We start from the raw sequence: 24,858 nt of genomic DNA on the forward strand, positions 1-24,858 counted from the left end.
CAGGAAAACGGGCCGCCGGGGGGAAGGCGGTTTCACAAGAGCTGGAGCTTAGCGCAACTGTGACGTGTTTGGGACGTTCCAAACCTTGCAGCTTCCTGCAAGCCCTTCCCGGGTGAATTCTCGGAACTGAAACACCGGGGTGTGCGGTGAACCGGTCCGGGGTGGCTACTGTCGTCAGGTGCAGAAATGGCCTGGTCGTCCCTACCCTCTCGGTGCCACGTACGACGGCGCCGGGACGAACTTCGCGGTGTTCTCGGAGGCTGCCGAACGAGTTGATCTGTCGCTGCTGGGCGACGACGGGACCGAGCAGCTGGTGCAGCTGACCGAGGTGGACGGGTTCGTGCACCACGCCTACCTGCCGGGCGTCCAGCCCGGCCAGCGGTACGGGTTCCGGGTGCACGGGCCGTACAACCCGTCCGAGGGCCACCGGTGCAACCCGTCCAAGCTGCTGCTGGACCCGTACGCGAAGGCGGTCGACGGGCAGATCGACGGCGACGAGTCGCTGTTCAGCTACCGGTTCGCGAAGCCGGACGAGCTGAACACCATGGACAACCGCGAGCACACCATGCTCTCGGTGGTCACCAACCCGTTCTTCGACTGGGGCAACGACCGTCCGCCGGGCCACGCCTACCACGAGACGGTCATCTACGAGGCGCACGTCAAGGGCCTCACCAAGACGCACCCGGGGCTGCCGGACAACATCCGCGGCACGTACGCCGGCATCGGTCACCCCGCGATCATCGAGCACCTCAAGGAGCTCGGGGTGTCCGCGATCGAGCTGATGCCGGTACACCAGTTCGCGCAGGACGGGCACCTGCAGCAGATCGGCCTGTCGAACTACTGGGGCTACAACACGATCGGCTTCTTCGCGCCGCACAACGCCTACGCGTCCACCGGGACCCGCGGGCAGCAGGTGACCGAGTTCAAGGCGATGGTGAAGGCGCTGCACGAGGCGGACATCGAGGTGATCCTCGACGTCGTCTACAACCACACCGCCGAGGGGAACGAGTTCGGCCCGACGCTGTCGTTCAAGGGCATCGACAACGCGGCGTACTACCGCCTGGTCGATCAGGACAAGTCGCACTACTACGACACCACCGGTACCGGGAACAGCCTGCTCATGCGGCACCCACACGTACTGCAGCTGATCATGGACTCGCTGCGCTACTGGGTCACCGAGATGCACGTGGACGGCTTCCGCTTCGATCTGGCGGCCACGCTGGCCCGCCAGTTCCACGAGGTCGACCGGCTGTCGGCGTTCTTCGACCTGGTCCAGCAGGACCCGGTGGTCAGCCAGGTGAAGCTGATCGCGGAGCCGTGGGACGTCGGCGACGGCGGCTACCAGGTCGGCAACTTCCCGCCGCTGTGGACCGAGTGGAACGGTAAGTACCGCGACCAGGTCCGCGACTACTGGCGGGGCGAGAAGTACGCGCTGGCCGAGTTCGCGTCCCGGCTGACCGGCTCGTCCGACCTGTACCAGGACGACAGCCGCCGGCCGCTGGCGAGCATCAACTTCATCACCGCCCACGACGGCTTCACGATGCGCGACCTGGTCTCGTACAACGAGAAGCACAACGAGGCGAACGGCGAGGGCGGCAAGGACGGCGAGAGCTTCAACCGCTCCTGGAACTGCGGCGTCGAGGGCGCGACCGACGACCCCGAGGTACTACGGCTGCGGGCCAAGCAGGAGCGCAACTTCCTGACCACGCTGCTGATCTCGCAGGGCGTGCCGATGATCGCCCACGGCGACGAGCTCGGGCGGACCCAGGGTGGCAACAACAACGTCTACTGCCAGGACAACGAGATCTCCTGGATCGACTGGCAGCTGACCGAGCCGCAGAAGCACCTGCTCGAGTTCACCCGGTCGCTGGTCAAGCTCCGCAACAACCACCCGGTGCTGCGCCGCCGCCGGTTCTTCCACGGTGACACCGGTATCGACGGGCTCGGCGACCTCGTCTGGTTCAACCCGAACGGCACCGAGATGCAGAACGGCGACTGGCAGCGTGACGACGCCCGGGCGATCGCGGTGTTCCTGAACGGCGACGCGATCTCAGAGCCGGACCCACGTGGTGAGCCGGTGGTCGACGACTCGTTCCTGGTGCTGCTGAACGGCAACTTCGAGCCGGTCGACTTCCTGCTCCCGCCGGAGGAGTACGGCGAGACCTGGACGGTCGCGGTGGACACCACGACCGCAACCGGCACCGGGGACACCGAAGCGCACGCAGCCGGGGCGACGGTGCAACTGGAGGCCCGCAGCACCCTGGTTCTCACCCGCGCCCGGCAGGTCGGATGACCCAGATCCCGCAGGCCACCTACCGGTTCCAGCTCCGCGCCGAGTTCGGTTTCGACGACGCCGCCGCGACGATCCCGTACCTGGCGAGCCTCGGGGTCTCGCACGCGTACCTGTCGCCGATCCTCCAGGCGGCGCCCGGTTCCACCCACGGGTACGACGTGGTCGACCACAGCCGGCTGTCCGAGCCGATGGGCGGCCGGCCCGCGTTCGACCGCCTGTCGGCACGGCTGGCGCAGCACCGGCTCGGCGCGATCGCGGACGTCGTACCGAACCATGTCGCCGTACCGACGCCTGAAAGCTTGAACAAGGCGCTGTGGTCGGTGCTGCGGCTGGGGCCGGGATCGGAGTACGCCGACTGGTTCGACGTGGACTGGGGCGCGGGGAACCAGCCGTTGCTGATGGCCGTGCTGGGCCAGCGGATCGGCAAGGTGCTGGCGGACAATCAGCTGGCGGTCGAGGACGACGTACTGCGGTACTACGAGCACGAGTACCCGTTGCGTCCCGGGACCGAGGCCCTGCCGCTCGAGGAGCTCGTCACGGAGCAGTGGTACCGGCTGGCGCACTGGCGGGTCGCGGACGAGGAACTGAACTACCGGCGGTTCTTCGACGTGGACACGCTGGCCGCCGTACGGCAGGAGGTGCAGGAGGTCTTCGACGCCACGCACCAGCTGTTGCTGGCGTTGCTGCAGGAGGGGAAGCTCAACGGCTACCGGATCGACCACCCGGACGGCCTGGCCGACCCGCGCGGCTACCTGCGCCGGCTGGCCGAAAGGACCGGCGGTGCCTGGGTCGTGGTGGAGAAGATCCTCGAAGGCGACGAGGAGCTGCCCAGCGACTGGCCCTGCGCCGGCACCACCGGGTACGACGCTCTGTTGCGGGTCGGAGGTCTGTTCATCGACCCCGCGGGTGCTGCACCGCTCTCTGCACTGCACTCCGAGCTCACGGGAGCACCTGCTGATTTCGGGCCCGTTGTGGAAGAAGCGAAGCGCGAGGTCGTCCAGCACGGGCAGTACGCCGAAGTGCATCGTCTGGTCGAGCTACTCGCGCGCATCTGCCGGGACGACGTACGGCTGCGTGACCACACCAGACGGGCCTTCCATGAGGTCGTGGCCGAGCTGCTCGTCCACTTCGACGTCTACCGCGCGTACGTCGTCCCTGGTGAGGAGGCGCCGCCGTCCGCGGTGGCTGCGATGGAGCGGGCCGCCGAGAAAGCGCGGGCGAACCTCGACGAGGACCGGCAGGCCACGCTGGACGTCGTACTGCATCTGCTGCTCGGGCGAGAGTCCAGCACGATCGACGAGCAGGCACGGGCGGAGCTGATCGTACGGTTCCAGCAGACGTGCGGGCCGGTGATGGCCAAAGGCGTCGAGGACACCGCGTTCTACCGGTGGCTGCGGCTCACGTCGCTCAACGAGGTCGGGGGCGACCCGGAGCACTTCGGCGTCTCGCCCGAGGAGTTCCACGCGTACGCGTCCCGGTTGAACAAGCACTGGCCGAAGACGATGACCACGCTGTCCACGCACGACACCAAGCGTTCCGAGGACGTACGGGCGCGGCTGGGCGTGCTGTCCGAGCGGCCGGCTGCCTGGTCGGAGGCCGTACGTGAGTGGCACCGGTTGGCCGAGGACCATCGGAGCCCGTTGCTGGACGGCAGTACGGAGTACCTGTTCTGGCAGACGCTGTTCGGCACCTGGGACGACGGTCCGCTCGCTGAGGACCGCATGCAGGCCTACTTGTTGAAGGCGATCCGAGAGGCCAAGAAGCTCACTTCTTGGACCTCACCGGACGAGGAGTACGAGCAGACCGTCGCAGCCTTCGCAACGGCCGTCCTCCACGACAAGACCGTTCTTGATGCAGTAGGGCGCTTTGCGGACAACCAGAGCGACTACGTGAGAGCAGCCACGCTCGGGCAGAAGCTGGTGCAGCTGACGATGCCCGGCGTACCCGATGTGTACCAGGGGACCGAGCTGGTCGACCTGTCGCTGGTGGATCCCGACAACCGGCGGCCTGTGGACTACCAGCAGCGCATCGAACGGCTGCAACGGCTGGACGCAGGAGGTAAGCCGGAGGACCTGTCCGACGAGAAGCTGCTGGTGACGTCCCGTGCGCTCCGGCTGCGTCGGCAGTACCCGGACGCGTTCGCCGGGAGCTATACGCCGCTGCCGACGTCCAACGGTCATGCGGTCGCGTTTGCCCGCGGAGACGCGGTCATCACGGTGGCTACGCGGCTGCCGGCAGCCCTGCAGCGGCTGGGCGGCTGGGGCGACAGCACAGTGGTACTGCCCAGCGGCCAGTGGAAGAATGTGCTGACCGGTCGGGAAGTCGCCGATGCTGCCCGCATCGACGACCTGTTGACGGACCTGCCGGTCGCCTTGCTGGTCAGGAGCTGACATGCACACGTTCCGCGTCTGGGTGCCGGAGGCAACCACCGTAGACCTGGTACTGCGGGACGGCGTGCTGCCGATGCGGTCCGTCGACGAGGGCTGGTGGGAACGCCGGGTCGCCGAGGCCCACCACGGCACCGACTACGCGTACGCCGTCGACGGCAGCGACCCGCTGCCCGATCCGCGCAGCCCGTGGCAGCCGGACGGCGTACACGGGTTCAGCAGGGTCTTCGACGCGGACCGGTACGAGTGGACCGACGACAGCTGGACCGGGCGCGACGTACGGGGTGCTGTCTTCTACGAGCTGCACATCGGCACGTTCACGCTGGAGGGCACGCTGGACGCCGCTGCCGAGCACCTGGACTACCTGGCCGTGCTGGGCGTCGAGGTGGTGTCGCTGATGCCGGTGGCCGCGTTCCCCGGCGTCCACGGCTGGGGGTACGACGGCGTCGACCTGTACGCCGTGCACGCGCCGTACGGCGGACCGGAAGCGCTGCAACGGTTCGTGGACCGCTGCCACGACGCAGGGCTCGCCGTGTGCCTGGACGTGGTCTACAACCACCTGGGACCGAGCGGGAACTACCTCGGGAGCTTCGGCCCGTACTTCACCACCCGGCACGACACCCCGTGGGGCCCTGCGGTCAACCTGGACGACACGGGCAGCACCGAGGTACGCCGGTGGATCTGCGACAACGCATTGCGCTGGTTCCGCGAGTTCCACCTCGATGCGCTGCGGCTGGACGCCGTACACGCGCTGGTTGACGACAGCCCGGAGCACCTGCTTCAGCAGCTGTCCACTGAGACCGCTGCGCTCTCCCGGGAGCTAGGGCGACCTCTTGGACTCGTAGCCGAGTCAGACCTCAACGATCCGCGCACGGTCGAGCCGGTGGCTGTCGGTGGGATGGGGATGACGGCACAGTGGAGCGACGACTTCCACCATGCGCTGCACTCGCTGCTGACCGGGGAGCGGTTCGGGTACTACGTGGACTTCGGGGATCCCGCGGTGTTCGCGAAGACCGAGACGAAGGTGTTCCTGCACGACGGGACGTATTCGACGTTCCGGCACAAGCTGTGGGGGCGGCCGGTGGATCCGCGGACGCATCGCGGCGGGCAGTTCCTCGCGTACACGTCGAACCACGACCAGATCGGCAACCGGGCGTTGGGCGATCGGCCGGCGCTGACGCCGGGGCAGTTGGCCATCGGTGCGGCGCTGGTACTGACGTCGCCGTACACGCCGATGCTGTTCATGGGTGAGGAGTGGGGCGCTTCGACGCCGTGGAGGTTCTTCACGGACTTCCAGGAGCCGGCCTTGGCGGCGGCGGTGCGGACCGGGCGGCGGCGGGAGTTCGCGGAGTTCGGGTGGGACGCGGACGAGATTCCGGATCCGCAGGACCCGACGACGTGGCGGAGTTCGGTGCTCGACTGGTCGGAGCCGGACGAGGCGCCGCATCGGGACATCCTCACCTGGTACCGGCACCTGCTGACGTTCCGGGCGCGGATGCCGGAGCTGCGGGACGACTCGCTGACGTCGGTCGGGGTGGCCTTCGACCCGGGTGGCGCGTGGCTGGTGGTGAGCCGGGGCAGCCTGCGGGTGGTGGCGAACCTGGCCGCGGAGGCCGCGGTGGTGCGGGTCGACCAGGTGCCGGAGTACCTGGTGATGTCGTTCGGCGGGGCCGAGGTGATCGCGGACGGCGTCTGGTTGCCGGGTCACGGCGTCGCGATCGTCGCCGTCTAGGACTTTCCAACCGGTGCACGTTTGTGGGCCAATCCAACAGAACTAGGCGTTCGACCGTGTTGATCCGTGGTGATTTCCGGAATCGCTTGTCTGGCGGTGTGGTCGTGACCGACTGTGGATGGGCCAGCAGGGGACGGGGGATTTCACGGGAGGTCCGGATGACAGTCGGAGGCGTCGACACCTACTACGACTACGAAGAAAAGCAGTGGAAGAGCCGGAAGCTGGGCGGTGGCCCGATCCACCACGGCCCCGTCTGCCCGGCCCCACGCACCCCAGACCACGCGGTGCAGGACCCAACCACGCACGAGCGGCACGCCGCCGGCCGCTCGCACGAACTGCCGAAGCACACGCTCAACTGATTCCCCGGGTGACAGGGCCCGCCAGACCAGGTCACCCACAGCAGCCACCAGCGGTCGTCGCCACAACCCCGCGACGACCGCTGCGCATGCTCAGCAGGCGCGGTCGAGCAGCCAGCCGCGGTCCGCGGCCTTCATGCCGGCCTGGAACCGGCTGCGCGCGCCGAGCCGGTTCATGAGCTGCGCGACCATCCGGCGGACCGTCCGGACCGAGATGCCCAGCTGCGCCGCGGCCACCTCGTCGGTCGCGCCGAGCGCCAGCAGCCGCAGCATCTCCTGCTCGCGCACCGACAGGTCGGTCTCCGCCGGCAGGTCGCAGCCGGCCAGCGGTACGGCGTCCGGCCAGATCCGCTCGAACAGCTCGAGCGCCGTCATCACCACGCTGGTCAGCCGCAGTACGGCGACGCTGCCGTTCGCGGTGTCGGCGGGCAGTACGGCGACCGACCCGTCGATCACGATCGCGTTCATCGGCACCAGCGGGATCGTCCGGACCGCGACCCCGGCCTGGGACAGCGCACCGACGTGCCGGCCGACGGTCGGCGTGGTCCGGGTGTGGTCCGGGAAGATCGCCCGGTACCGCACCCCGGGCTTGATGTCCCGCGGCCCGAACGTCGGCCCCGCGAGGGTGTCCAGTGCGATCACCTCGTGCCCGGCGGACGCGAGCAGTTCGGCAATCCCACCGTGGGCAGGGATCTGCCGGAATCCGGCCGGCCGGCCGAGCATCGTGACAGTCATCGGATCGAGCTCCCCAGGGGCAACGTGGGCGGACTGTGCATACGACCCACGATCCCGGGAGGCGATGACATTTTGATGACACGGGACGGACCGGCGGCGGCCGCGGGCGGAGACAGGCCGGGGCCGGGAGCGGGGTAGCCCACGGGTCGCATAGAGTAAGCGTCGTTCTCGATTGGAAGGGCTTCCGTGCGATGACCGATGCGAACGAGCAGCCGCCGTACCCGGGCTTCGACATCACCACGCCGAGCATCGCCCGGACGTACGACTACCTGATCGGGGGCAAGGACAACTTCGCCGTCGACCGCGCGTTCGGCGACCGGTTCATCAACGAACTGCCCGGCTCGCCGGTGATCGCGACCGACAACCGCGCGGTCCTGGTCCGGGCCGTCGACCAGATCGTCCGGACGACGCCGATCCGGCAGTTCATCGACCTCGGCAGCGGCCTGCCGACCGCGAACAACGTGCATCAGGTCGCCCAGCGGTTCGCCCCCGAGACCAAGGTCGTGTACGTCGACAACGACCCGATCGTGCTCGCCCACGGCCGCGCGCTGCTCGCCGAGAACGACAACACCAAGGTCATCCAGGCCGACCTCCGCGATCCGCAGAGCGTCTTCAAGGACCAGGCGGTGCAGTCCTTGATCGACTTCGAGAAGCCGGTCGGCGTGATCTTCAGCGCCGTCCTGCACCACGTGAACGACGACGAGGACCCGGCCGGCATCGTCTCGTTCTGGAGCGACCGCATCGCCTCCGGCAGCCACGTCTTCGTCAGCCACTTCCGCAGCCAGAACGACCCCCGCAGCCAGGAGCTCGAGCAGGTCCTCCAGGGCTCCCTGGGCCGCGGCCGCTGGCGCACCAACGAGCAGATCCTCGCCCTCTTCGGCGACGCCTTCACTGTCCTCGAGCCCGGCCTCGTCGCCGCCGCCGAATGGCGCAACGACGAGGAGCCCGACGACCTCACGGACTACCAGCAGCTGATCGCCGCGGTGCTGGCCGTCAAGAACTAAGACCGTCCGGCGGCGCGGAGGAAGGCCAGGCGCGCCGTCTTCGTGGTGCCGTCCGGGTGGATGACCTTCGCCTCCGGGCCTAGGGTGAAGCCGCTTCGTTGGAAGCGGGTGATCGCCGGTGTGTTGCGGGCGTCCGGGTCGACGATGATCCGTGGGTTGCCGAGCTGCTCGAAGACGAAGGCGATCAGCACCTCGATCAAGGTTCCGGTGAAGCCCGGGCGGGCTTTGCCGGGGGCGATCAGCAGGTGTACGCCGAGATCGCCCGCCTCGACGTCGTACGCCGCGCCGACCGGATCCGCCTGCGGGTCGTACGTCTGCAGCAACGCCACCGGCGCCCCGTCCAGCCGTACGACGTACACGTGATGCGTCGGCACCGAGTCCAGGAACCGGTAGATCTCCGCGATCTCGTCGCGCGCCAACGACTGCATGCCCCAGAAGACCGCGCGCTCCGCCGTCACCCACTCGTGGATCAGGTCGAGGTCGCGTTCCGGATCGGCCTCCTCGATGCGGACCGTGCCGAAGCCGTCGACCGTCTGCTCGTAGCTGCCGTCCGCCCGAACGACCTGGTCGTCGACGGGTGCGAGAGAACCCTTCAACCACAGCGGAAGCTGGTCGTGGTGGTGCGGATCGCCGAGTACGCCGGACGCCCCGAGCGGGACGATCCAGCGGCTGGTGGAGCGATCCGCCAGGTCCCACGCGTACCGGGCCGCCGACGCGCGGATCGACACGTCCGTCAGCCCAGGAAGGCTCGACGTGGACATCACGCAGTGGTGGTCGCCGGACAGCCCGAGGTCGAACGGTTCCTCGGACGACGCGAACACCGGGCCGCGCAAGGCGTGCAGCGGCGCGAGCTGATGCGTCTCGCCCCAGGGCGGGCGCGGGCTGTTGGCGGCGACCTCCTCCAACGCCTCCCGGGTCAGCCAGCCGACGTTGACCTCGGGGATCAGGTCCGTGGCGAGCAGGTTCTCGAGCGCGTACGAGACGTGCGCGAGCGGGTCCATCCACGGCGTGAAGATGTCCGCGACCTCGGCGTTCTCGAGCATCGTGAAGTGGTCGGTCAGCCGCGAGACGAGCGCCTTGCGGACCGCGGCGTACGACGAGGCCGTCGTACTCGTGGCGTCCATGTGCCGGTCCCAGGCGAGCAGCTCGTTGCGGAGGGCAACTGCTTGCGGGGAGAGGCCGTCGAGGCCGGTGAGCAGGTCGAGGACGGAGCCGGCCGAGCCCAGGTACGTGTCCCGGTGGATCGCCGGCATGTCGTCGGCCGTCCAGTCGTCGCGGGCGGTCAGCAACGCACGGATCCGGTCGGCGCGGTACGGCGCCGCGAACTCCACGCCCAGCTCCGCGGTCAACTCGCGCGCGTTGGCCATCACCGCCGGACCGTCGACCTCCGCCCGGGGCATCGCGTGCCAGCCGTCCCACTCGTGCCCGGGTTCCCAGGCCGGTACGACGCGCAGCATGTTGTCCGCGGCACGGCGCGGTACGACGCCGGCCGCCCGATGCAGCAGGCCGCCCTCGGTGTCGGCAGCGAGTACGACATTCACCGGCTCCACCCAGTCGTCGAACGCGGCATCGACATCGGCGACGGTGGTTGCCCGGAGCAACCGGGCCATCGCCTCGAAGCCGAGCTTGCCGGTCACTCGCGGCGGATACCGGAGCGAGAACGGCTGCGCGTTCGAGGGGCCGGAGATCACCGGCCCGCGGTCGGTCTCGATCACCTCCAGCTCGACGGGGTCGCCGCCCGCCACCTCGACCACCTCGGTGTGCGCGGCGGCCGGCTTCCACCCGTCCGGGCCGAGTGCTTCTACACGTGTAGCCGTCCGGCGGAGCTGTTCGGCGTACAGGTCCTGGTAGTCGGACATCGCGTTGGTGATCGCCCAGGCGACCTTGCCGGTGTGGCCGAAGTGCGCGAGGCCCGGAATGCCCGGAACGGCCAGGCCGAAGACGTCGTACTCGGGGCAGGTGAGCCGGACCTGCTGGTAGACGCCGGGGTTCTCGATGTAGCGGTGCGGGTCGCCCGCGACGATCGGCCGGCCGGTCGCGGTGTGCGTGCCGGGGATCAGCCACCCGTTGCTCCCGGAGCCGTGCGGGCCTTCCGACGAGAACAGTTCGAGCGCGTCGTCACCGAGGATCGACGCGACGTGCGTCCGCCAGAGCTTCGACGGGAACCCGGCGAACAGGATGTGCACCGTCAGCCAGATCCCCAGCGGCGCCCACGGCTCCCACGGCTGCGGCGTCAGTCCGGTCTCGGTGAACTCCGGCGCTCGCCGCGCCCCGCCCGCGAGCGCGTGGTTCACGCCGTCGACGTACGCCGAGACCCACTCCCGCGTCTCGCCGTCGAGCGACTCGAAGCACTTCCGCGCCGTGTCCGCGAGCCGCGCCTGCCGGGCGAACACGTCCCACCCGACCGCCTCCGTCCCGAGGAACGCGGCACTCGTCCCGAGGCACCGGCGCCGCTCCAGCTCGAGCTGCCAGGCCCGGTCGTGCGCGACGTTGACGCCCTGCAGGTACACCAACGCGAGCGGATCCCCGGCCTGCAGGTGCGGTACGCCGTACGAATCCCGGAACACCCTCGCGTTCACTACATCCCCCAGCTCGTCAGGTTAGGCTCGGCTAACTTCCGCGGCAACAATAGTAGGGTGCCGCCTGTGATCACCAGGCTCGACGTTACCGGCCGTCCGTTGGCCGAGCGGCTGCTGGCGGTTCAGCATGCGGCGTACGCCGTGGAGGCCGAGCTGATCGGGTTCGACGGGATCCCGCCCTTACAGGAGGGTCTACACGAGTTGATGGCCTCGGTCGAGCACTGGCTCGGGGCGTACGACGGGCCGCTGCTCGTCGGCGCGGTCGCGTACGAGTGCCCGGACGAGCGGACCGTGGAGATCTCTCGGCTGATCGTGGATCCGGCGTACGCGCGGCGCGGCCACGGGCGGGCGCTGCTCGATCGCCTGGACGAGCTCGAGCCGCGGCCGGTCAGCGAGGTCTCCACCGGATCCGCCAACCTCCCGGCGGTGAACCTGTACAAGTCCCGCGGGTACGCCGAGACCGGCCGCGTCGAAGTTGCCCCCGGCATCTACATCACGCAGTTCCGCCGCGGGTCCTGACCTGCTCGAACCCGTAGTACAACGCCAGCAGGAACACGATCACCAGCGTCAGCTGCGGCGACACGAACGAGAGCCCGATCGTGGCCGCGTAGATCACCGTGCCGACCGAGTAGCGCAGCAGCGACTTGCGGATCTGGGCCTTCGACATGGTGTGCTCGACCAGGTGGTGCCGCAGTACGTACCACCAGATCAGGCTGAACGCGATCGCCGCCAGCGTCAGCGTCGCACTGTAGACGGCGGCCGCGACGTGACCGTTGCTCGTCTTGTCCTCGAGGTGTTCCGCGAACAGGCTGGTCGGGAACGGCAGCAGCGTCACCCACAGCAACAGCAGCAGGTTGAGGAACATCAGCCCGCGGTCCGCCCGCTGGATCTGGCGGAACATCGAGTGGTGGTTCACCCACATGATGCCGAGGATCGCGAAGCTGGCCAGGTACGCCGCGAACTGTGGCCACTCGTCCAGCAACGCCGGCCACAACCGCTGACCCCCCTCGAGCTTCGGGGCGTGCAGCTCGAGCACGAGGAGGGTGATCGCGATCGCGAAGACGCCGTCGCTGAAGGCTTCCAGCCGATTCGTCTCGGCAAGGTCAGACTGGGTACTCACGGGCACACAGTCTGGGCCAGCGGCGGTCAGTCCGTCGACAGAGAAAACGCTGTCCAGCTGATCGCCGGTAGCGTAACCACGAGCTTTCCGTCGACGAGCTTCGCCGACTCGAACGGCTGAGCGGTGACGCGGTCGGGTTGCGACGCCGAGTTGACCGCGTCCGGGTCGTCGTCGTGCACGATGACGGCCTCGGTGAGCGACGTGACGCCGGTCCGGCTGACGTCGATCGTGACGTCGACCGGTCCCTCGGCCGAGCGGTTCACGGCGAACACGGCCAACCGGCCCTCGTCGTAAGTGGCGACGGCGTCGACCGCCGCGACCTCGCCGTACCGGGCGGTGCTGACCGTCGGTGAGCCGGTCTCGACCCGCAGGACCTGGCCGGCCGCGAGCCGGGAGGTGATCGCGAACGGGTGGAACGTCGGCTGCCGCCAGGCCGCGCCGCCCGGCTCGGTCATGATCGGCGCGATCACGTTCGCGAGCTGCGCCAGGCAGGCGACGCCGACCCGGTCGCTGTGCCGCAGCAGCGAGATCAGCAGGTTGCCGACCACCACGGCGTCGGTGACGTTGTACTCGTCCTCGATCCGCCGCGGCGCCACCTCCCACTCCTCGCCCGGCCCGTCGGTGCGGCGCGAGCGGTCGCCGTACCAGACGTTCCACTCGTCGAACGAGATCGCGATCTTCCTGCTGCTCTTGAGCTCCGCGCCGACGTGGTCCGCGGTCGCGACGACCGAGTCGATGAAGTGGTCCATGTCCACCGCGGACGCCAGGAACGACGCCGTGTCGCCGTCGTCGTTGCCGTAGTACGCGTGGCAGGAGATGTAGTCGACGAGCTCGTACGTCTCGCGCAGGACGTCCCGCTCCCAGGTGCCGAACAGCGGCATCTTCGACGAGGAGGACCCGCAGGCCACCAGTTGCAGGTCCGGCTCGATCATCCGCATCGCCCGCGCGGTCTCGGCCGCGAGCCGCCCGTACTCGGTCGGTGTCTTGTGCCCGACCTGCCACGGCCCGTCGAGCTCGTTCCCGAGACACCAGAGCTTGATCCCGTATGGCGTCGCGCTGTGTGACACGCGGAGATCCGACAGCGCCGTACCGCCGGGGTGGTTGGTGTACTCGAGTAGATCGAGCGCTTCCTGGACGCCGCGGGTGCCGAGGTTGATCGCCATCATCGGCTCGACGCCGGCCTTGGCGCACCACTTGCCGAACTCGTCCAGGCCGAACTCGTTGGTCTCGACGCTGTGCCAGGCGAGGTCGAGCCGCCGCGGCCGCTGGTCGCGCGGGCCGACGCCGTCCTCCCAGCGATAGCCGGACACGAAGTTCCCGCCCGGGTAGCGGACCACGGAAACGCCCAGCTCGCGGGTCAGTTCCAGGACGTCCTTGCGGAAGCCGTCCTCGTCGGCGGTCGCGTGGCCGGGCTCGTAGATGCCGGTGTAGACGCACCGGCCCATGTGCTCGACGAAGGTGCCGAAAGTCCGCCGGTTGACCGGCGCGACCACGAAGGCGGGATCCAGGGTGAGGCTGGCAGAGGTCACGGGAACATCCTTCTACATCGGTGTACTACATCGGTGTAGAAGATCATCCGGTGACCACTCGGCCCAGGTCAAGGGGTCAGCCGCGGGTCGATTCCCGCAGGTGCAGCTCGTACGGCGCGACGATCTCCGCGGGCGCCGCGTCGTCGCCGCCCAGCCGGCGGACCAGCAGCTCGACCGCGGTCCGCGCGATCTGGATCCGCCCGGCGTCGACCGTCGTCAGCGCCGGACTGCTGAACGCCGACTCGTCGATGTTGTCGAACCCGGCCACCGCGACGTCCTCCGGCACCCGCATCCCGCGCCCGATCAACGCCCGCATCGCGCCCAGCGCGAGCAGGTCGTTCAGCGCGAACACCGCGTCGAACTCGACCCCCCGCTCCAGCAGTTCCCGCACCGCGTCGGCGCCGCTCGACCGCCGCCACGCCCCACCCGGCACGGCAAGCTCCGCCGCGACCGGTACGCCGTACTCGGCCAGTGTCGAGGTGTAGGCGCCGTACCGGATCGCCGCCGTGCCGACCTGTTCGCCGGGCCGGACGCCGATCACCGCGATCCGCCGGCGGCCCTGGTCGAGCAGGTGCCGGATGACCGCCTTCGTGCCGTCGACGTTGTCGATCATCACGTGGTCGACCGGGCCGTGGAAGATCCGCTCGCCGAGCAGCACCACCGGCGTCGAGGTCTTCAGTTCGTCGACGTCCTCCGGGCCGAGACCGAGGGGGCTGTAGAGCAGTCCGTCGACCAGGTGGCCGCGCGGGCGGGCGAGCGCGGACAGTTCGCGTTCGCGGTCGGCGCCGGTGGTCTCGATCATCACGGTCAGCCCATGTTCGCCGGCGGCCTCGATCGTGGCGTCCGCGAGCTCGGCGAAGTACGGATTGCTGAGCTCGGGGACGGCGAGCGCGATCACGCCGGTCCGCCCGGACTTCAGGTTCCGGGCGGAGATGTTCATCCGGTAGTCGAGCGCGTCGATCGCCGCGAGCACCTTGGTCCGGGTCTCCTCACGGATGTACGGGTACCCGTTCATCACGTTGGACACGGTCTTCGGCGACACCCCGGCCGCACGCGCGACATCGCGCATCGTCACTGCCACGGCGTCACCATGGGCGCCACCGTAGTGCACAGACCGCCGAGCGGGTCAGTCCTCGCGTGCCGGGCGGCGCGGAGGATTCGGCTGTGGACCGGCGGACGGGCCGCCCGGGTGGTCCGGGACGTCCGGCTCGTCGTCCGCGGTGAACTCGATGCCCTCCTCGCGGAGCGTGTCGTCGATCGCGGCGTCCAGCTCATGACCGGGATGCGGCAGACCGGGCCTGTCGAAACTCATGACACCCTCCCTGACGAGTTGTTGCCTGCCAGCCACGATACGCACTGCGGAAACAAGTTCGCGCCCAGCGGCGGAAACTTTCCGCACAGCCGGTCTCAGCGGTCCGCGAGTGCGCGGCGCCACTGGGTGACGTCGGTGATCGACTGCGGCGCCCACGCCATGTCGGCGCGGTAGAGGTCGGTGCCGGGTGGCACGATCGCGTCGATGCGGTCGAGGGTCTTGTCGTCGAGCGTCAGGTCGGCGGCGGCGATCAGGCCGTTCAGTTGCTCCATCGTGCGCGGGCCGGAGATCACCGAGGTGACCGCCGGATGCGCGGTGGCGAAGGCGAGTGCGAGTTCGGGCAGCGTCGTACCGATGCCGTCGGCAACCTCGATGAACTGCTCCACGGCGTCGTATTTCACGGCGTTCGCCGGCAGCGTGGGGTCGAAGCGCTCCGGGGCCATGGCGGCGCGACCCGACGTCATGTCGATCGGCTGGTTCTTGCGGATCTTCCCGGACAGGAAGCCGAACGCCAGCGGGCTGTAGGTCAGCACGCCCATCCCCAGGCGCCGGCACGTCGGCAGCACGGACCGCTCGATACCGCGAGCCATCATCGAGTACGTCGGCTGCATCGTCCGGAAGCGCCCGTACCCGCGCCGGTCGGCCACGTGGTACGCCTCGACGATGTCCTCGGCCGGGAACGCCGAGCAGCCGAACGCACGGATCTTGCCGGCGCTGACCAGGTCGCTCAGCACCCAGAGGGTCTCCTCGATGTCCGTGGTGTGGTCCGGGCGGTGGATCTGGTACAGGTCGATCCAGTCGGTGCCGAGGCGGCGCAGGCTGTCCTCGACCGCGCGGGTGATCCAGCGGCGCGAGTTCCCGCTCCGGTTCCGGCCCTCGGTGAACGGGAAGTGCACCTTGGTCGCCAGTACGACGTCGTCGCGGCGGTCCTTGAGCGCCTTGCCGACGATCACCTCGGACTCGCCCGCGGAGTACATGTCCGCGGTGTCGACGAAGTTGATGCCCTGGTCCAGGGCGGCGTGGATGATCCGGGCGCAGTCGTCGTGGTCGGGGTTGCCGACCGCGCCGAACATCATCGTGCCGAGGCAGTGCGTGCTGACCTCGATCCCGGTCCCACCCAGCGTGCGGTAACGCATCTCAAGAGCTCCTTCGTGTCGGTGCCCCCGACGCTAGGAGCTAGAGCGCTGTCTAGGTCAAGTCCTGCCTAAGGTGGTCCGCATGGATATGTGGGATCCGCAGCCGGGCTGGTTGAACACCGCGTCGTACGGACTGCCGCCGCGGGTGGCGTGGGAGGCATTGCAGGCGGCGCTCGCGGACTGGCGGGTCGGGGCGACCAGTTGGGAGCCGTGGGACGAGTCGACGACGCGGGCGCGGGAGTCGTTCGCGCGGCTGGTCGGGGCGGACGCCGCGGACGTGTTCGTCGGGAGCACGGTGTCGGCCGCGGTGGCGCCGATCGCGAACGCGCTGCCGGACGGTGCGAAGGTGCTGACGGACAACGTCGAGTTCACGTCGAACGTGTTCCCGTGGCAGGTGCACGCGGACCGCGGCGTCCAGGTGGTCGCCGTACCGTCCGAGGACCTGGTCGCGGCCATCACGCCCGGGGTCGACGTCGTCGCGGTCAGTGCGGTGCAGTCGTCGACCGGCGCCGTCCTCGACCTGCCCGCGGTGGTTGCCGCGAGCAAGCAGATCGGCGCGCTCGTGGTGCTCGACGCGACCCAGGCGGTGGGCTGGCACCCGGTCACGGTGGACGGCGTGGACGCGCTGATCGCGCACAGCTACAAATGGTTGATGTCGCCGCGCGGCGCCACCTTCGGGTACCTCTCTCCGCGGCTGCGGGAGCTGTGCCGCCCGTCGGCCGCCGGGTGGTACGCCGCGCGCGACGTCCACGGCTCGTACTACGGGCCGGTGATGGAGCTCGATCCCGGTGCGCGCCGGTTCGACCAGTCGCCGGCGTGGTTCAGCTTCGTCGGCGCGGCGCCTGCGCTCGAGCTGGTCGAGCAGATCGGCGTCGACGCGATCAACCGGCACAACTTGGAGCTGGCGAACGAGTTCCGCGCCGGGCTCGGCCTGGAGCCGTCGAACAGCGCGATCGTCAGCGCGAACCTCCCCGGCGCGGAGGAGGCGTTCGCCGCGGCCGGCATCCGTGCCGCCGTACGGGACGGGAAGTTGCGGGCGTCGTTCCACATCTACACGACGCGGGCCGACGTACAGCAGGCCCTGTCTGCTCTAGAGCCGGTGATCTAGATCGGGGTTAAGGTGCCGACATGGGTGGACTGAGTATCGGGCAGGTGGCGGAGCGGACCGGGCTGAGCGTGCACGCGCTGCGGTTCTACGAGCGCGAGGGCCTGCTCGCCGATCAGGTACGGCGGGAGTCGAACGGGCGGCGGGTCTACACCGAGGACGACGTCGAGTGGCTGGACATGTGCATCAAGTTCCGCTCGTCCGGGATGCCGCTGGACACCATCCGCAAGTACACCGACCTGGTCCGGCAGGGCCCGGGCAACGAGGTGGACCGGCTCGCGCTGCTGAAGAGCCACCAGGACTACGTGAGCGCTCAGATCGCCGAGCTCAACGAATGCCTGAACGTGATCACCTGGAAGGTCGGGTGCTACCAGGAGGCCCTGGACGCCGGCCAGGCGGACTGCCTCTGGACGGCGCCCCCGGCGCAAGGCGAGAAGAGCGAAGCCTCCTGAGAGGGTGTCTGGGAACTGTGCGCCTACTGCGGGGCACCCGGCACGGCACCTCGCCGCACGGGTGCAAAGGCCACGATGCTCCGCATCGAGACCTTCGCCCCCGCGCACCGAGCTACCGCACCGAGCACCTCCTCGCTACGGCGCACAGTTCCCAGACACCCTCTGACGTCAGAGCGCCGACTCCATGGCGGTGAGGGTTTTGCGCATGTTGGCGGCCAGCTCGTCGAGGCGGCCCTGGATGATCTCCGCCGCGCGGTCCGGGTACTTCACCACGCCCATCCGTAGCCCGCTGTCGCCCGCGCCGTGCGTGAAGGTCTGCCGGACGAGGGTCGCGTCGCCGCGGTCCTCCAGCTCGTAGGTCCAGTTCGCGAGCGGGACCTCCTCACCGCCGTACACGTCCCAGCCGAACCGCGTCGGCTCCTCGAACGTGGTGACCGTGCAGGTCACGTACGTCTCGAACCCGTTCGCGAACCGGTTCCGCGCCTCGAACCGGGTGCGTGGTTCGAGCCAGGCGCCGTAGTAGCACTCGGGGCTCCACTCGCCGTACCGGTCGATCGCGGTGATACCGGCCCAGACGGTGCTGGCCGGCAGCTGCATCAGTACCTCGACACCGGTGGTCGCACCGGTCACTGCGTCATCGTTCATGACCGGTACGTCGGACGCGCCGTCAAGGCCTCGACATTTTGGGTCAGAGGTTCCACGGACGGGCTCCGGGGTCGATCGGGAGCAGGCGAGCGGCGATCGCCTCGGACGGGCCTGGGGCGACGACGGCGAGGGCGTCGCCGATGGCCGGTCCGCGGAGCATGGCCGCACCGTCGTGGCCGACCGGTACGGCGCCCTGCGGGGTGAGGCGGATCGGGACGAGGCGGGTGTTGGTGGGGTGGCAGGTGATGCCGCCCGGTACGGCGATGTTCGCGAGCGTGGGCAGCGTGAGGCCACGCAGGCGGGTGATCGCGGCGACGCCGAGGGTGAGGAACGCGACCAGCGCGGCGTGCGGGTTGCCGGGCAGGCCGAGCACGAGGCGGCCGTCGGGGAGCTGGGCGAGCGCTTGCGGATGGCCGGGGCGGCAGGCGACGCCGTCGACGATCAGCTCGGCGTCGAGGTCCGTGAGTACGGCGCGGAGGTGGTCGGCGGGGCCGGCCGCCGAGGAACCAGAGACGAGGACCAGGTCGGCCTGGGTTTCCTTCAGGGCTCTGACCAGGGCGTCGCGGTCGTCTCCCAGGTGGGTCAGCGGTCCGTTCTCGGCGCCGGCTCGGGTGATCAGGCCGGGCAGCATCGGGCCGATCGCGTCGCGGATCCGGCCGGGGGAGGACGGGCCGCGGTGGACGAGTTCGTCGCCGGTGATCACGGCCGCGACGGTGGGTGGCGGGACGACGGTCAGGCGGTTGAGGCCGACGGTCGCGGCCAGCCCGAGGACGGCCGGGTCGACGACGATGCCTGCCGGGAGGAGTTGGTCGCCGGGCTTGCACTCCTCGCCGGTACGCCGGATGTGCCGCCCGGTTCTGGCCGGTCCTTCCAGGTGATCGCCGGTGACGTCCGCGTCCTCGGACCGTACGACGGAGGTCGCCCCTCGTGGCACGGTCGCACCCGTGACGATCCCGGTCGCCTCGCCGTCCTCCAGTACGCCGGGGTCTGCGGCCCCCGCTTCGACGTGCCCGACGATCCGCCACGGCCCGTCCCCGTTGACGGCGTACCCGTCCATCGCCGACCGATCCACGGCCGGCACCGCGACAGGCGCCACCAACGGCGTCCCCAGCACGCACCCGTCGGCCGCCGCCAACTCCCGCGAAACCACCCGCCCGGGCCGCGCCACCGCGAACGCCAACTGCCGCGCCACGTCCCACTCCACGGCATCCCGCCGCCGACGCGCATGCAGCTCCCCGGGCCTGTCCTCCACACCCCCACCCTCCCCGACCACCCGCCGCTTGTCGAACCGAACCGACCCGCCGTCGCCCTCACTCCAGGCGGCGCCGACCGGCGCGGCTCCACCCGTTGGACGCGTGCCGCCTGCATCCACCCGCCCAACGGGCGCCGACCCGCCCCAGCCCGCCTCGGGTGAGGGCGTGTGCCCGTCGGGGGTGGGGTGGGTCACCGGGCTTGGAGTTGTTGGGCGGCGAGGGCTGCGGCGGGGGCCAGGTCGGCGGCGCCGGAGTTGGCGTGGGTGATGAGGGCCTGTTTCATGCGGGGGTCCCAGACCGCCTTCATGTGGTTGGCGATCGCCGTCGCCGCGTCCGTGGGGGAGCGGTGCGCGAACTGGGCGGCGATCTCGTTCGCCAGCCGCACGTACGGTGGCACGCCTTCACTCATCGGTTGCCTCCGGCAACCGCCGCCTCGAGGGCGGATCCAACGGGGTGTGGGACCAGGTCACCTGGACCGCGGTGACCTTGTACTCGGGGCAGTTGGTGGCCCAGTCGGAGTTGTCGGTGGTGACCACGTTCGCGCCGCTCACCGGATGGTGGAACGTGGTGTAGCAGACCCCGACCGGAATCCGGTCCGAGATCCGCGCGCGAAGTTCCGTCCGCCCCACCCGGCTCGACAGCGCGACGAGATCGCCGTCGGTCACTCCGCGCACCTCGGCGTCGTGCGGATGGATCTCCAGCACGTCCTCCGGATGCCACGCGACGTTCGCCGTCCGCCGGGTCTGCGCGCCGACGTTGTACTGCGACAGGATCCGCCCGGTCGTCAGGATCAACGGGAACTTCCGCGTCGACCGCTCCGACGTCGGCACGTACACGGTCTCCATGAACCGCCCCTGGCCGCGGGTGAACTCGTCCTCGTGCATGATCGGCGTACCGGCCGGATGGTCGGCGTCGCACGGCCACTGGATCGAGCCGACCTCGTCGAGCTTGCCGAACGAGACCCCGGCGAACGTCGGCGTGGTGAGCGCGATCTCGTCCATGATCCGCGCGGACGAGTCGTAGTGCATCGGGTACCCCATCGCCTGCGCGATCTCGCAGACGATCTCCCACTCCTGCTTCCCGGTCCGCGGCGCCATGATCGGCCGCACCCGGTTGATCCGCCGCTCGGCGTTCGTGAACGTGCCGTCCTTCTCCAGGAACGATGTCCCCGGCAACAACACGTGCGCGAACTTCGCGGTCTCGTTGACGAACAGGTCCTGGACGACGAGCAGGTCCAGCGCACCGAGAGCGGCGAACACGTGCTGCGTGTTCGGGTCCGACTGGGCGATGTCCTCGCCCTGTACGAACAGCGCCTTGAACGAGCCGTCGATCGCCGCGTCGAACATGTTCGGGATCCGCAGCCCGGGCTCGTTCAGGATCGGCGTACCCCAGAGGTGCTCGTAGACCGACCGTACGTCGTCGTCCGACACGTGCCGGTAGCCGGGCAGCTCGTGCGGGAACGAGCCCATGTCGCACGACCCCTGCACGTTGTTCTGTCCGCGCATCGGGTTCACGCCGACGCCGGGCCGGCCGATGTTGCCGGTCGCCATCGCCAGGTTCGCCATGCCCATCACCATCGTGGAGCCCTGGCTGTGCTCGGTGACGCCGAGACCGTAGTAGATCGCGGCGTTCCCGCCGGTCGCGTACAGCCGGGCCGCCTCGCGGATCGTCTCCGCCGGTACGCCGGAAATCCCGGCAACCGCCTCCGGACTGTGTTCCGGCTGGGCGATGAACCGTTCCCACGCCTCGAAGCCCTCGCACCGGCTGTTCACGAACTCCCGGTCCACCAGGCCTTCGGTCACCACGACGTGCGCGAGCGCGTTGACGATCGCGACGTTCGTCCCAGGCGCGAGCTCCAGGTGGTACGCGGCCTCGACGTGCGGCGAGCGGACCAGGTCGATCCGCCGCGGGTCGATCACGATCAGCTTGGCGCCCTGCCGGAGCCGCTGCTTCATCCGGGACCCGAACACCGGGTGCGCGTCGGTCGGGTTGGAGCCGATCACCAGGATCACGTCGGCCGCGTCGACGGAACGGAAATCCTGCGTTCCGGCGGATTCCCCGAACGTCTGCTTCAGCCCGTACCCGGTCGGCGAGTGGCAGACCCGCGCGCAGGTGTCGACGTTGTTGTTGCCGAACACGGCCCGCACCAGCTTCTGGACGGCGTACACCTCTTCGTTCGTGGTCCGCGACGAGGTGATCGCGCCGATCGAACCCTGCCCGTGCTGCGCCTGGATCTCGCGCAGCCGCCGGGCCGTGAAGGTGATCGCCTCGTCCCAGGACACCGTCCGCCACTCGTCCGCGATCGTTGCGCGGACCATCGGCTCGAGCACCCGGTCCGGGTGGCTCGCGTACCCGAAGGCGAACCGCCCCTTCACGCACGAGTGCCCTTCGTTCGCCCCGCCGTTCTTGTACGGGACCATCCGGACCAGCTCGTCACCGCGTAGCTCGGCCTTGAACGAGCAGCCGACACCGCAATACGCGCACGTCGTCAGCACGGTCCGCGTCGGCATCCCGAGCTCGACGACGGACTTCTCCTGCAACGTCGCGGTCGGGCAGGCCTGCACGCACGCCCCGCAGGACACGCAGTCCGACTCGAAGAACGGTACGCCGGCACCGGCCGCGACCTTCGACTCGAACCCGCGGCCCTCGATCGTCAGCGCCAGCGTTCCCTGTACTTCGTCGCACGCGCGGACGCACCGCGAGCAGGCGATGCACTTCGACGCCTCGAAATCGAAGTACGGGTTGGAGGAATCCGTCGGCAGGTCCATGTGGTTCGCGCCGGCCTCGACGCCGGAGCCGTACCGGACCTCGCGGAGACCGGTCACGCCGGCCATGTCCTGCAGTTCGCAGTCGCCGTTCGCGGAGCAGGTCAGGCAGTCGAGCGGATGGTCGGAGATGTACAGCTCCATCACGCCACGGCGGAGTCTCCCGAGCCGTTCGTTCTGCGTGCGAACCGTCATCCCGTCGGCGACCGGCGTCGTACAGGACGCCGGAGTGCCTTTCACACCGTCGATCTCGACCACGCACAACCGGCACGACCCGAACGCCTCCAGGTTGTCGGTCGCGCACAGCTTCGGTACGTCGACCCCGGCCTGCTTCGCCGCGCGCAGCACCGACGTACCGGGCGGGACCTGGACGGCGACACCGTCGACGGTCAGCTCGACCGTGGCCTCGCCGGGCCGGGCCGGCGTACCGAAGTCAGGTTCCTTCAGGAGCGTCATACGGTGAAGTCCTCTCCGAAGTGGCGGACGGCGCTGCGGACAGGCATCGGGGTGAGGCCGCCCATCGCACAGAGCGAGCCGTCGGTCATCAGCTCGCACAGGTCCTCGAGCAGGACCAGGTTCTGTTGCCGGTCGGTGCCGGACACGATCCGGTCGATCGTCTCGACGCCGCGGACCGCGCCGACCCGGCACGGCGTGCACTTGCCGCACGACTCGGCCGCGCAGAACTCGAACGCGAACCGTGCCATCGCGGCCATGTCGACGGTGTCGTCGAACACCACGATCCCGCCGTGCCCGACCATCGCGCCGGCGGCCGCGAACGCCTCGTAGTCCATCGGCAGGCCGAACTGCTCGACCGGCAGGTACGCGCCGAGCGGTCCGCCGACCTGGACGGCCCGCACCGGCCGCCCGGTCGACGTACCGCCGCCGAAGTCGTTCACCAGCTCGCCGAGCGTGATCCCGAAGGCGGTTTCCACGATGCCGCCGCGGGCGACGTTGCCGCCGAGCTGGAACACGCTCGTACCGCGGGAGCGTCCCACGCCATAGGCCGTGTACGCGGCCGCGCCGTCGGCGAGAATCGCGGGGACTGTTGCCAAGGACAACACGTTGTTGACGACGGTCGGTCGGCCGAAAAGTCCTTGTAGTGCGGGGATCGGGGGTTTGGCGCGGACCATCCCGCGTTTTCCTTCCAGGCTTTCCAGCATGGAGGTTTCCTCGCCGCAGATGTACGCGCCGGCGCCGACGCGGACGTGCAGGTCGAAGCCGAACCCTGAGCCGAGCACGTCCGGCCCCAACCAGCCAACGTCCCGCGCCTGCGCGATCGCGGCCTCGAGCGTCTCGACCGCGTCCGGGTACTCCGAGCGCAGATAGACGTACCCTTCCGCGGCGCCGACGGCGTACGCGGCGATCGTCACTCCCTCGATCAGCGTGAACGGGTCGCCTTCGATCAGCATCCGGTCCGCGTACGTACCGGAGTCGCCCTCGTCCGCGTTGCAGCACACGAACTTCAGGTCGGCTTCGGCGTTCAGAACGGTCCGCCACTTGATCCCGGTCGGAAACCCGGCGCCGCCTCGTCCGCGCAGCCCCGACTCGACCACGCTCTCCACCACGTCAGCCGGCGACATCGCGAGGGCGGCCCGCAGCCCGGCGATCCCGCCATGCGCCTCGTAATCCACGGTGGACAAGGGATCCACAACACCGACCCGAGCGAACGTCAACCGCTCCTGCCGCCGCATCCACGGCAGCTCCTCCACCAGCCCGAGGTAGGGCCCAACCTCCGCCCCGTCCAGCATCCCCGCGGCCACCAACCCATCCACATCCTCAGCCGCCACGGGGCCGTACCCGACCCGCCCCTCAGCCGTCTCCACCTCCACCAACGGCTCCAACCACAACATCCCCCGCGACCCGGTGCGGACCACCTGCACCCCGTCCACCAGACCGACCCGCTCAGCAACCTGGTCCGCGCCCACCGAACGCGCCGCCGAGTCCCTCGGCACATACACCTTCATCGCGCCTCCCCGAGGAGGGCGTCCAGGCGGGCGGGCGTCACTCTGCCGTACAACCTGCCGGCGACTTGGACTGCTGGGCCCAGTGCGCAGTTGCCGAAGCAGTAGATCTCTTCGAGGGTGATGCGGCCGTCGGTGGTGGTCTCGCCGAAGGAGCAGCCGACGGAGCGTTGGGCGTGTTCGGCGAGGGGGACCGCGCCGACCGAGCGGCAGGCTTCGGCCTGGCAGATGGAGACCGTGGTGCGGCCGGCCGGAGTACGCCGGAAGTCCTTGTAGAACGTGACGACGCCGTGGACCTCGGCGACCGCGAGGTTCAGTACGTCGGCGATCACCGCCACATCGGGCTGGTCGACGTACCCGAGTTCCTCCTGCACCGCATGCAGGATCGGCAACAACGGGCCGCGAAGCCCGGCCAGCTCCGTGGCGATCTCGCGGACGCGCCGGGCCCGGACGGGGGCGGTGATCACGACCTCACTCATCATGTATACAACATT

21 protein-coding genes are annotated in these 24,858 nt (G+C 69.5%); 8 read left to right on the plus strand and 13 right to left on the minus strand.

Features of this window, described 5'->3' with window-relative positions; genetic code table 11:
• Nucleotides 1–178 precede the first annotated feature (178 nt).
• The 4 genes from glgX (at nucleotide 179) to ACFV9C_RS05455 (ending at nucleotide 6,771) form a co-directional block, all read left to right on the plus strand.
• A complete protein-coding gene (glgX, locus tag ACFV9C_RS05440) occupies nucleotides 179–2,293 on the plus strand; it encodes a glycogen debranching protein GlgX (protein WP_380190837.1) in 2,115 nt (704 codons plus the stop codon).
• Nucleotides 2,290–4,683 carry a malto-oligosyltrehalose synthase gene (gene treY / locus ACFV9C_RS05445; protein WP_380190838.1) on the plus strand — a complete coding sequence of 798 codons (2,394 nt, stop codon included), beginning with the start codon at nucleotides 2,290–2,292 and terminating at the stop codon, nucleotides 4,681–4,683. The genes glgX and treY overlap by 4 nt, the downstream gene beginning before the upstream one ends.
• 1 nt (nucleotide 4,684) lies before the next feature.
• Nucleotides 4,685–6,412: a malto-oligosyltrehalose trehalohydrolase gene (gene treZ, locus ACFV9C_RS05450; RefSeq protein ID WP_380190839.1), complete on the plus strand. Its 1,728-nt coding sequence runs from the start codon at nucleotides 4,685–4,687 to the stop codon at nucleotides 6,410–6,412.
• 158 nt (nucleotides 6,413–6,570) lie between these two features.
• A complete protein-coding gene (locus tag ACFV9C_RS05455; protein ID WP_380190840.1) occupies nucleotides 6,571–6,771 on the plus strand; it encodes a hypothetical protein in 201 nt (66 codons plus the stop codon).
• A 90-nt stretch (nucleotides 6,772–6,861) separates the two neighbouring features.
• Here the strand turns inward: ACFV9C_RS05455 and ACFV9C_RS05460 are convergent, their stop codons facing one another.
• Nucleotides 6,862–7,503, minus strand: coding sequence for a LuxR C-terminal-related transcriptional regulator (locus ACFV9C_RS05460; protein WP_380190841.1), 642 nt, complete (start codon nucleotides 7,501–7,503; stop codon nucleotides 6,862–6,864).
• A 191-nt stretch (nucleotides 7,504–7,694) separates the two neighbouring features.
• Between ACFV9C_RS05460 and ACFV9C_RS05465 the strand changes: the two genes are divergently transcribed.
• Nucleotides 7,695–8,507, plus strand: a complete 813-nt coding sequence (locus tag ACFV9C_RS05465) for an SAM-dependent methyltransferase (protein WP_380190842.1) — start codon at nucleotides 7,695–7,697, stop codon at nucleotides 8,505–8,507.
• Here ACFV9C_RS05465 and ACFV9C_RS05470 read toward each other — a convergent pair.
• Nucleotides 8,504–11,086 carry a GNAT family N-acetyltransferase gene (locus ACFV9C_RS05470; protein WP_380190843.1) on the minus strand — a complete coding sequence of 861 codons (2,583 nt, stop codon included), beginning with the start codon at nucleotides 11,084–11,086 and terminating at the stop codon, nucleotides 8,504–8,506. The two genes, ACFV9C_RS05465 and ACFV9C_RS05470, sit on opposite strands and share 4 nt — an antisense overlap.
• Before the next feature lie 66 nt (nucleotides 11,087–11,152).
• Here ACFV9C_RS05470 and ACFV9C_RS05475 point away from each other — a divergent pair, with 66 nt between their 5' ends.
• Nucleotides 11,153–11,605, plus strand: a complete 453-nt coding sequence (locus tag ACFV9C_RS05475) for a GNAT family N-acetyltransferase (protein ID WP_380190844.1) — start codon at nucleotides 11,153–11,155, stop codon at nucleotides 11,603–11,605.
• Here the strand turns inward: ACFV9C_RS05475 and ACFV9C_RS05480 are convergent.
• The 5 genes from ACFV9C_RS05480 to ACFV9C_RS05500 form a co-directional block, all read right to left on the minus strand.
• The gene (locus tag ACFV9C_RS05480) at nucleotides 11,580–12,206 is read right to left on the minus strand and encodes a TMEM175 family protein (protein ID WP_380190845.1); all 627 of its coding nucleotides are present in this window, start codon (nucleotides 12,204–12,206) and stop codon (nucleotides 11,580–11,582) included. The genes ACFV9C_RS05475 and ACFV9C_RS05480 overlap by 26 nt on opposite strands.
• Before the next feature lie 26 nt (nucleotides 12,207–12,232).
• The gene (locus tag ACFV9C_RS05485) at nucleotides 12,233–13,735 is read right to left on the minus strand and encodes an alpha-N-arabinofuranosidase (RefSeq protein WP_380190846.1); all 1,503 of its coding nucleotides are present in this window, start codon (nucleotides 13,733–13,735) and stop codon (nucleotides 12,233–12,235) included.
• A 76-nt stretch (nucleotides 13,736–13,811) separates the two neighbouring features.
• Nucleotides 13,812–14,816, minus strand: a complete 1,005-nt coding sequence (locus tag ACFV9C_RS05490; RefSeq protein ID WP_380190847.1) for a LacI family DNA-binding transcriptional regulator — start codon at nucleotides 14,814–14,816, stop codon at nucleotides 13,812–13,814.
• A gap of 45 nt (nucleotides 14,817–14,861) precedes the next feature.
• Nucleotides 14,862–15,047: a hypothetical protein gene (locus ACFV9C_RS05495; protein WP_380190848.1), complete on the minus strand. Its 186-nt coding sequence runs from the start codon at nucleotides 15,045–15,047 to the stop codon at nucleotides 14,862–14,864.
• Between the two features lie 95 nt (nucleotides 15,048–15,142).
• A complete protein-coding gene (locus ACFV9C_RS05500) occupies nucleotides 15,143–16,183 on the minus strand; it encodes an aldo/keto reductase (RefSeq protein WP_380190849.1) in 1,041 nt (346 codons plus the stop codon).
• A gap of 82 nt (nucleotides 16,184–16,265) precedes the next feature.
• Here ACFV9C_RS05500 and ACFV9C_RS05505 point away from each other — a divergent pair, with 82 nt between their 5' ends.
• Together ACFV9C_RS05505 and ACFV9C_RS05510 are read left to right on the plus strand one after the other, a co-directional pair.
• The gene (locus tag ACFV9C_RS05505) at nucleotides 16,266–17,291 is read left to right on the plus strand and encodes an aminotransferase class V-fold PLP-dependent enzyme (RefSeq protein ID WP_380190850.1); all 1,026 of its coding nucleotides are present in this window, start codon (nucleotides 16,266–16,268) and stop codon (nucleotides 17,289–17,291) included.
• Nucleotides 17,292–17,311: 20 nt separating this feature from the next.
• Nucleotides 17,312–17,740 carry a MerR family transcriptional regulator gene (locus tag ACFV9C_RS05510; protein ID WP_380190851.1) on the plus strand — a complete coding sequence of 143 codons (429 nt, stop codon included), beginning with the start codon at nucleotides 17,312–17,314 and terminating at the stop codon, nucleotides 17,738–17,740.
• A gap of 168 nt (nucleotides 17,741–17,908) precedes the next feature.
• Here ACFV9C_RS05510 and ACFV9C_RS05515 read toward each other — a convergent pair whose 3' ends face one another.
• The 6 genes from ACFV9C_RS05515 to ACFV9C_RS05540 form a co-directional block, all read right to left on the minus strand.
• Nucleotides 17,909–18,385: an SRPBCC family protein gene (locus ACFV9C_RS05515; RefSeq protein WP_380190852.1), complete on the minus strand. Its 477-nt coding sequence runs from the start codon at nucleotides 18,383–18,385 to the stop codon at nucleotides 17,909–17,911.
• 43 nt (nucleotides 18,386–18,428) lie between these two features.
• Nucleotides 18,429–19,637, minus strand: coding sequence for a molybdopterin molybdotransferase MoeA (locus tag ACFV9C_RS05520; protein WP_380190853.1), 1,209 nt, complete (start codon nucleotides 19,635–19,637; stop codon nucleotides 18,429–18,431).
• A 191-nt stretch (nucleotides 19,638–19,828) separates the two neighbouring features.
• Nucleotides 19,829–20,047, minus strand: a complete 219-nt coding sequence (locus ACFV9C_RS05525) for a formate dehydrogenase subunit delta (RefSeq protein ID WP_380190854.1) — start codon at nucleotides 20,045–20,047, stop codon at nucleotides 19,829–19,831.
• A complete protein-coding gene (fdhF, locus tag ACFV9C_RS05530) occupies nucleotides 20,040–22,859 on the minus strand; it encodes a formate dehydrogenase subunit alpha (RefSeq protein WP_380190855.1) in 2,820 nt (939 codons plus the stop codon). Before fdhF ends, ACFV9C_RS05525 begins: the two co-directional genes overlap by 8 nt.
• Nucleotides 22,856–24,367 carry a formate dehydrogenase beta subunit gene (locus ACFV9C_RS05535; RefSeq protein WP_380190856.1) on the minus strand — a complete coding sequence of 504 codons (1,512 nt, stop codon included), beginning with the start codon at nucleotides 24,365–24,367 and terminating at the stop codon, nucleotides 22,856–22,858. Before ACFV9C_RS05535 ends, fdhF begins: the two co-directional genes overlap by 4 nt.
• On the minus strand, nucleotides 24,364–24,843 hold the full coding sequence (locus tag ACFV9C_RS05540; RefSeq protein ID WP_380190857.1) for an NAD(P)H-dependent oxidoreductase subunit E: 480 nt from the start codon (nucleotides 24,841–24,843) through the stop codon (nucleotides 24,364–24,366). Before ACFV9C_RS05540 ends, ACFV9C_RS05535 begins: the two co-directional genes overlap by 4 nt.
• Nucleotides 24,844–24,858: the final 15 nt, after the last annotated feature.

Origin of the sequence: Kribbella sp. NPDC059898 (assembly GCF_042730855.1) — a bacterium.
In the GTDB taxonomy this organism is placed as follows: domain Bacteria; phylum Actinomycetota; class Actinomycetes; order Propionibacteriales; family Kribbellaceae; genus Kribbella.